General features: G+C 67.5%; 8 protein-coding genes. 5 read left to right on the top strand and 3 right to left on the bottom strand.

The features are described 5' to 3' along the window. Positions 1–195: 195 nt before the first annotated feature. From uvrB to VFG33_RS01085, 4 genes are all read left to right on the top strand, one after another. Positions 196–2301, top strand: a complete 2106-nt coding sequence (uvrB, locus tag VFG33_RS01100) for an excinuclease ABC subunit UvrB (protein WP_325021360.1) — start codon at positions 196–198, stop codon at positions 2299–2301. A 34-nt stretch (positions 2302–2335) separates the two neighbouring features. Then, complete coding sequence (locus tag VFG33_RS01095; RefSeq protein ID WP_325021358.1) at positions 2336–2701, top strand: VOC family protein; 366 nt, start codon at positions 2336–2338, stop codon at positions 2699–2701. 38 nt (positions 2702–2739) lie between these two features. Continuing rightward, positions 2740–3096, top strand: a complete 357-nt coding sequence (locus VFG33_RS01090; RefSeq protein ID WP_325021356.1) for an MmcQ/YjbR family DNA-binding protein — start codon at positions 2740–2742, stop codon at positions 3094–3096. Positions 3097–3403: 307 nt separating this feature from the next. Next, complete coding sequence (locus tag VFG33_RS01085) at positions 3404–4543, top strand: TerC family protein (protein WP_325021354.1); 1140 nt, start codon at positions 3404–3406, stop codon at positions 4541–4543. Positions 4544–4673: 130 nt separating this feature from the next. Here the strand turns inward: VFG33_RS01085 and VFG33_RS01080 are convergent, their stop codons facing one another. From VFG33_RS01080 to VFG33_RS01070, 3 genes are read right to left on the bottom strand one after another with little or no spacing between them, the layout of a single operon-like run. Further along, positions 4674–5537: a C40 family peptidase gene (locus VFG33_RS01080; RefSeq protein WP_325021352.1), complete on the bottom strand. Its 864-nt coding sequence runs from the start codon at positions 5535–5537 to the stop codon at positions 4674–4676. Continuing rightward, on the bottom strand, positions 5534–6601 hold the full coding sequence (locus tag VFG33_RS01075; RefSeq protein WP_325021350.1) for a mandelate racemase/muconate lactonizing enzyme family protein: 1068 nt from the start codon (positions 6599–6601) through the stop codon (positions 5534–5536). Before VFG33_RS01075 ends, VFG33_RS01080 begins: the two co-directional genes overlap by 4 nt. After that, positions 6598–7410 carry a serine hydrolase gene (locus tag VFG33_RS01070; protein ID WP_325021348.1) on the bottom strand — a complete coding sequence of 271 codons (813 nt, stop codon included), beginning with the start codon at positions 7408–7410 and terminating at the stop codon, positions 6598–6600. Before VFG33_RS01070 ends, VFG33_RS01075 begins: the two co-directional genes overlap by 4 nt. Positions 7411–7472: 62 nt before the next feature. Between VFG33_RS01070 and VFG33_RS01065 the strand changes: the two genes are divergently transcribed. Next, the coding region (locus VFG33_RS01065) for a cobalamin biosynthesis protein (protein ID WP_325021346.1) at positions 7473–7798 on the top strand (326 nt) is incomplete at its 3' end.

Here is a 7798-nt window from a genome sequence, read left to right as displayed (position 1 = left end):
GTGGAGACGTACCGGCGCAAGGACGGCGTCGTCACCGCGCTGGACTTCCGGACCAGTCCCGACTTCGCGGCCAAGGCCGAAATCGATGTCGCGTCGATGAAGAAGTCCGTCATCGACAGCCTCTGAGGCCCCCGCCCGGGTGGTCCGGAGGACGGTTTTCGGAAACTGTCCCCAGGGCGCCGTACGGTGGAGGGCATGAGACAGGTCACCGATCTCCAGCGTATGGTCGCGCCCCTCAAGGTCGTGTCCGATTTCGACCCGGCGGGCGACCAGCCGGCCGCGATCGCGGAGCTGGAGCGCCGGATCAACTCCGGCGAGCAGGATGTGGTGCTGCTGGGCGCCACGGGTACGGGCAAGACGGCGACGATGGCGTGGCTGGCGGAGAAGATCCAGCGGCCGATGCTGATCCTCCAGCCGAACAAGACGCTGGCGGCCCAGTTCGCGACCGAGCTGCGCAACTTCTTCCCGGAGAACGCGGTCGAGTACTTCGTCTCGTACTACGACTACTACCAGCCTGAGGCCTACGTCCCGCAGACGGACACCTACATCGAGAAGGACTCCTCGATCAACGAGGAGGTCGAGCGGCTCCGGCACTCCGCGACCTGGTCCCTGCTGACCCGGCGTGACGTGGTCGTGGTCGCGACCGTGTCGTGTATCTACGGCCTCGGCTCTGCCGACGAGTACCTGAACCGGATGATCCACGTCAAGGTCGGCGACGAGATGGATCGCGACGGCCTGCTGCGCAAGCTGGTCGGGGTTCAGTACGCACGGAACGACCTGGCCGGCACCCGTGGCACCTTCCGGGTCCGCGGCGACACGCTCGAGGTGTTCCCGGTGTACCAGGAGCTCGCAGTACGGGTGGAGTTCTTCGGCGACGAGATCGAGCGGGTGATGACGCTGCACCCGCTGACCGGCGAGGTGCTGAGCGAGGAGAGCGAGCTCTACATCGGCGCCGCGACGCACTACGTGACCGCGCCCGAGAAGATGGAGCGCGCGATCAACAGCATCGAGGCGGAGCTGGCCGAGCGGCTGGCGGAGCTCGAGCGGGGTGGCCAGTTGCTGGAGGCCCAGCGGCTGCGGATGCGGACGACGTACGACATCGAGATGATGCGGCAGATCGGCACCTGTTCCGGGATCGAGAACTACTCCCGCCACACGGACGGACGCGAGGCCGGTACTGCGCCGCACTGCCTGCTGGACTACTTCCCCGAGGACTTCCTGCTCGTCATCGACGAGTCGCACGTCACCGTGCCGCAGATCGGCGGGATGTACGAGGGCGACATGTCCCGCAAGCGGACGCTGGTCGAGCACGGGTTCCGGCTGCCGTCGGCGATGGACAACCGGCCGCTGCGCTGGGAGGAGTTCCTGGAGCGGATCGGCCAGACGGTGTACCTGTCGGCGACGCCGGGTCAGTACGAGCAGGACAAGTCGGACGGGTTCGTCGAGCAGATCATCCGGCCGACCGGCCTGATCGACCCCGAGGTGATCGTGAAGCCGACCAAGGGGCAGATCGACGACCTGATCCACGAGATCCGGATCCGGACCGAGCGCAACGAGCGGGTGCTGGTCACCACGCTGACCAAGAAGATGTCGGAGGACCTGACCGACTACCTGCTGGAGATGGGGATCCGGACCAGGTATCTGCACAGCGAGGTGGACACGCTCCGCCGGGTCGAGCTGCTGCGCGAACTGCGGATGGGCGAGTACGACGTCCTGGTCGGCATCAACCTGCTGCGGGAGGGCCTGGACCTGCCCGAGGTGTCGCTGGTAGCGATCCTGGACGCGGACAAGGAAGGCTTCCTGCGCTCCGGCCGGTCGCTGATCCAGACCATCGGGCGTGCGGCCCGGAACGTGTCGGGCGCGGTGTTCATGTACGCCGACAAGATCACGCCGTCGATGGAGATGGCGATCGACGAGACGAACCGGCGGCGCGCGAAGCAGGTCGCGTACAACACCGAGCACGGGGTCGACCCGCAGCCGCTGCGGAAGAAGATCGCCGACATCACCGACATGCTCGCTCGCGAGGACGCGGACACCGCCGAGCTGCTCGGCAGCGGACGCAACCAGAGCCGTGGCAAGGCGCCGGTCCCGGGCGGCCTCAAGGGCAAGGCGGGCGAGAAGGCGAAGGAACTGGCCGGCGGCCTGCCCTCGTCCGACCTCGCCGACCTGATCCAGCAACTCACCGACCAGATGCACAACGCGGCGGCCGAGCTCCAGTTCGAGGTCGCCGCCCGCTACCGCGACGAGATCTCCGAACTCAAGAAAGAACTCCGCCAAATGGTCAACGCCGGCGCCAAGTAGTCCAGGCGGAGTACGAGCTGAAGGGGAGGGGCGGATGCTGGATCATCTGGCGTTGCAGTGTGATGACCTCGCGGTCAGCAGACGGTTCTACGAGCAATTGCTGGCCCCGCTCGGAGTCACGGTGACGATGGACCGCGAGGTGGTGCTGGGGCTGGCCGGGCCGGACGGGATGCCGCGGTTCTGGCTCGGGCGGACGCAGGGCGGGGTACAGCGGGAGGTTCACGTCGCGTTCGCCGCTCAGGATCGGGCTGCCGTGGACGCGGTTTTCGCGGCTGCCCGCGCGATGGGGGCGGAGATCCTGCACGAGCCGCGGGTGTGGCCCGAGTACCACGAGACCTACTACGGCGTGTTCGTGCGTGATCCCGACGGGAACAATGTCGAGGCCGTGACGCATCGGTAGCGATCGGGGAGAATCGCTGTTCGGAGCGGAGGGCTGAGATGAGACTGAGCGGGGCTGAGTTGCTCGAGCATTGTCTGGCCAAGCCGGGGGCCTGGCAGGACGAGCCGTGGGACGGGGACGTGGTCGCGAAGGTCGGCGACAAGATCTTCGCGTTCCTGGGTGGCGGCGAGTCGGTCGGGATCAAGTGCGGCAACAACCGCGACGAGGCCGACGAGCTGGTCGACACCTATCCGGGCGACGTCGCGAAGATGGCCTACATCGGCCGTTCGGGCTGGAATTCCGTCCGGCTCGGCGGCGCCGTGCCCGACGACGAGATCCTCGAGCTGGTCGACACCTCGTACATCACGATCGTCGCCAAGCTGCCGAAGTCCCGGCGCCCTCCCGTCCCCACCTGAGGCGTGAAGGCCAGGTCCGGCGGCGCAACCCACAAGTATGTCAGCAACAACCTGATTACGTAGCGGTTGTATTCCCGTTGCGCGACGTGATCATCCCAACAGCCGGGATCGCCGTCCTCGATTTGGATTCGTGGACGTCGATCCACCAGAATGGGGCCCGTTGAAGGGGAGTATTCCTTCGCGGCGGTATCGTCATCACGGTCAAGGAGTTCGTCTCCACGCCCGGTATCGCCGGCCAGGCCCGAGGTTCGAGTCAGGCGGAAGAGACCTTCGGAGTCCGTCTTTCGTCTGCGCTCCGGAGGTTCCTGTGCACGTTCATGACTACGTCTGGTACATCACCGTCGGCGTACTGCTCGCAGTGCTGGCGTTCGATGTCTTCATCATCGGGCGCCGCCCCCACGAACCAACCACCAAGGAATCCGCCACCGCGATCGCGGTGTACGTCGGCCTGGCCGTCGTCTTCGGGCTCGGGGTCTGGGCGTTCTCGGGTGGTCAGTACGCGGGAGAGTTCTTCGCCGGCTGGCTGACGGAGTACAGCCTGAGCGTGGACAACCTGTTCATCTTCCTGATCATCATGGCCAGGTTCCAGGTGCCTAGGAAGTACCAGCAGACGGCCCTGCTGGTCGGCATCATCCTGGCGCTGGTCTTCCGCGGCATCTTCATCGCCGTCGGCGCGGCCGCGATCAACGAGTTCTCCTGGGTCTTCTACGTGTTCGGCGCGTTCCTGGTCTACACCGCGGTCCACCTGGCCCGCCAAGGTGAGAACGACGACGAGGACTACAAGGAGAACGCGGTCATCCGGTTCGCCAAGCGGCGGCTGAAGGCGACCGACGAGTACAACGGCGTCAAGCTGACCGTGGTGCAGAACGGCAAGCGGTTCGTCACCCCGATGGCGATCGTGATCATCGCGCTGGGCACGACCGACCTGCTGTTCGCGCTCGACTCGATCCCGGCGATCTACGGCCTGACCCAGGAGCCGTTCCTGGTCTTCACCGCGAACGTGTTCGCCCTGATGGGTCTGCGCCAGCTGTACTTCCTGCTCGGCGACCTTCTCCGCCGCCTGGTCTACCTGTCGCTCGGACTGTCCGTCGTGCTCGCCTTCATCGGCGTGAAGCTGGTGCTGCATGCGATGCACGAGAACGAGTTGCCGTTCATCAACGGCGGCCAGCACGTCAGTTGGGCGCCCGAGATCCCGATCTGGTTCTCGCTCGGCTTCATCATCATCACGCTCGCCATCACGACGATCCTCAGCCTTCGCAAGTCGCGCAACACGCCGCAGGTCAAGGCGGACGACGAGGAGATCGTCGCTGCTGAGGCAGGCGGCGGCGAGCTGGACGAGGCGACGCCGGTCGCGGACGATGAAACCCCGGCCAATCTGGACCCGGCGACCCGCGCCGAGCTCGAGACCCTCGAAGAGCCAGAGCAAACAGACGCTAAGAAGTCGTAGCAACAAGCACAGACGCAGCCGCCCGGACCTCACGGTCCGGGCGGCTGCTGTTTTGCGCACACGCGCTTGTGCTGCGGACCGCAGGTGCGGTCGGGCAGCTCCGTGCTGCGGGCCAGGGGGAGTGCGAGCCTCAGAGGCGGGCGGCGGCGACCAAGGTCTCTAGGCGGGTGGGGAGGAGGGGTTCGTTTTCGAGGCGTTTGCCGGTTTCTGAAGCGTGCAGCATGCCTTCGGGGGAGACGAAGCCGACGTGGTGGACCTGCTGGCCCGGGCGGGCAAAGAAGTACAGGTCGCCCGGCCGGACCTCGTCCACCGGGATCCGCTCGAGCATGTTCGCCTGATCGTGCGCATCCCGCGGCACCCGCTGCCCGAGCACCCGGCTCACTGCATGCACCAGCCCCGAACAGTCCAGCCCGTACGCCGAAGTCCCACCCCACAGGTACTCGAGTCCCAAGAACAACGACCCCAGCCGGATCCGGTCCTCGGCACCCCCCGGCGATACCGCCCGCAGCGCGTCATCCGCCAACCACCCCTGCGCCCCGTCGGGCAACGCCACCCGAGTGAACCCGTCGGCATGATCAGTCGACGCCAGCACGGTCGCGAACGACAGCTCCATCAACGGCCCACCACCCGGCTCCGCCAGCAACGTCGCCATCGGCACGCTCACCGCCACGGGATCAGTGGCACTCCCGGGCAACTCACCCAGGTGACTCGACGGAACCCAACCGGGATACCCGAGCTCATCAGCAGACGATGGCTGCCACGGCGCGAGGATCTCCGACCAGCCGTCCCGCTCGGACCGCACCAACACCGGCTCGGCGAACAACAACTGGGTCAGCGTCCGGCCGTGCAGGCCGAGGCGGGTCTCGGTATCCATCGACTTCGCCCACTCTGCGACATCCGGTACGGCGGCGACCGCCGGGCCGTCGATGTCACGCGGAGCGTCGGGTGAGGTCCACACGGTGCTGACCGGGACTTTGGCAGCAGCAAGCTTCATGAACTCAACCCAATCACGCCGAGCCCGGGATCCGTCGGCAGGTGGATCGCGGGGCCTTCGTACCAGATCCCGCCGACCACGGGCGACTCCATCAACCACCACGCGGCGTCCAGGTCGTTCACCGTGGTTGTCGGGTACGCCGCGACCAGGGCGGCCGCGGCTCCAACGCCGACGTGACTCTCCATCATCGAGCCGACGATCGACCCGATTCCGTGCTCGCGAGCCAGTTCCAGCAGGGTCCGGGCCGGCCCGAGCCCGCCGCACTTGGCCAGCTTCACGTTCACCAGATCCGCCGCGCCGTGACGGATCACGGCCACCAGGTCGCGTACGCCGTACACGCTCTCGTCGGCGAGGATCGGCGTGCTCACCCGGTCGGTGATCCACGCCATCCCCTCCAGGTCGGCGGCGGCCACGGGTTGCTCGACCAGTTCGATGTTGCTGCCGGCATCCTCGAGGGCGCGGATCGCGGTGACGGCGTCGCGGCGGCTCCATCCCTGGTTCGCGTCGAGCCGGATCCGCGGCTCGGGCCCGACGGCCTCGCGGATCTTGTGGACCCGCTTGAAGTCGGCCGCCGCGTCGCCGGTGCCGACCTTCACCTTCAGTACCTCGAACCCGTCGGCCACCCGGTCCTTCGCGGCCCGCACGAGCGCCGATGGATCCCCGGCCGACAAGGTCACGTCAGTCCGGACGACGTCGACGGTAGATCCCAGGAAGCCGTGCAAGGTCTGACCGCGGCGCCGGGCAGCCAGGTCGTGCAGCGCCACGTCGACCGCGGCCTTCGCGCCGAAGTTCCCCTGAACAGCGGACTGGATCCGGCGAAGCCCCTCGGTGAGATCATCGGGCCCCAACCCCTCGAGCGCCGCTGCAAGAGGCCCTTCGACACAAGCCTGAGCTCCGGCGAGCGATTCGCCAGTCACCTTCCAAACCTGCGGCGCCTCACCCCACCCCGTCTCCGAGCCGTCGCTGATCGAGACGAGCAGGGACTCCACATGGGTCGCCGTCCGCAAGGCCGTCACGAACGGAGTGTGCAGCGGAGCCGACACGATATGCGTGCTGACCTTCATCGAACCGCCTCCAGATCATGCCGATGGTCCCAGGCCTCGGTCGCAACCGCAGCGATCAACCGCTGCGCCTCGGCGTCGGGCAACGAAGATGTCGTAGACACAGTCAGTACGAACGCCTCCGCGTCCGCGGGTCGCACGATCCCGCCATCATGCCGGATCCGCGCATCCCAGCCGTTCTTGTGCTCCACCCGCGTCCCGGCTGGCACCCCGGCCGGGATCTCGCCGTTCCACTCGTTCGCGGCCAGCAGGTCGCGCAGATAGTCGCCCGAGGCCCCTTTGTCATTGCCCACCGCAACCAGTACCGCGGCCAGGTCGGCCGGGCTCATCTCGTTGCTGATCCCCGCCGCCTGGGCCTCCACGTCATCGATGCCACGACGGATCGCACTCAGCCCCGACCCGTACTGCGCCAGCACCGCGTTCGCGGCCTCCACCCCAACCTGCTCCAGCACCAGGTCGGTGGCCAGATTGCTCGACTTCGTGATCATCTCCGCAGCCAGCCACCCGAGCTGCACCTCGGTGCCCAGCTTCGTCCAGGTCGCGGGCGCCTCGTCCTCGGCCGGATTCACCCCGAACCGTCCACCGGCCGCCGACGCGAAGTCGTTGTGCACAGTTACTGGCTGGTCCAGCGCGAGCTCACCCGCCTCGACCTGCAGCATCATCGCCATCGCCACCGGCAGCTTCATCGTGCTCGCCGAGTAGTGCGTCCGCTCCGCCCTGTGCGTGAACACCGGTACGCCGTCGAGCCGCCCCAGCCAGACACCGAACTCGCCGGCCGCCTCGACCCCTCGAAGCAGGTCTGCAATTCCCATGCCAGTCACCCTTCCACACGCCCCGAACCCCCGAACTTGCCGGGCCTGGCAGACTTCCCGGCGTGTCCAGACCACTCGGCCTCCTGCTGGGGTTCGCCGCCGACCGCCTCCTCGGCGACCCGCGCCGGTTCCACCCGGTCGCCGGGTTCGGCCAGGCAGCCACCCGCCTCGAGCGTCGCCTGTACGACGACTCGCGCCCGGCCGGTACGGCGTACGCGGGGGTGCTCGTGGGTTCGGCAGTCGCGGCGGGCGTAGTCGCCGAGCGGCTGACCCGGGACAAGCCGATTGCGAACACCCTGCTGACTGCGGCCGCGACCTGGGCCGTGCTCGGCGGACGCAGCCTGGAGCGTGAGGCCGAGGTGATGGCCGGGCTGCTCGAGGAGAAGGA

This window comes from Kribbella sp., assembly GCF_035687465.1.
GTDB lineage: Bacteria > Actinomycetota > Actinomycetes > Propionibacteriales > Kribbellaceae > Kribbella.
This window is presented reverse-complemented; position numbering and strand designations above follow the sequence as displayed.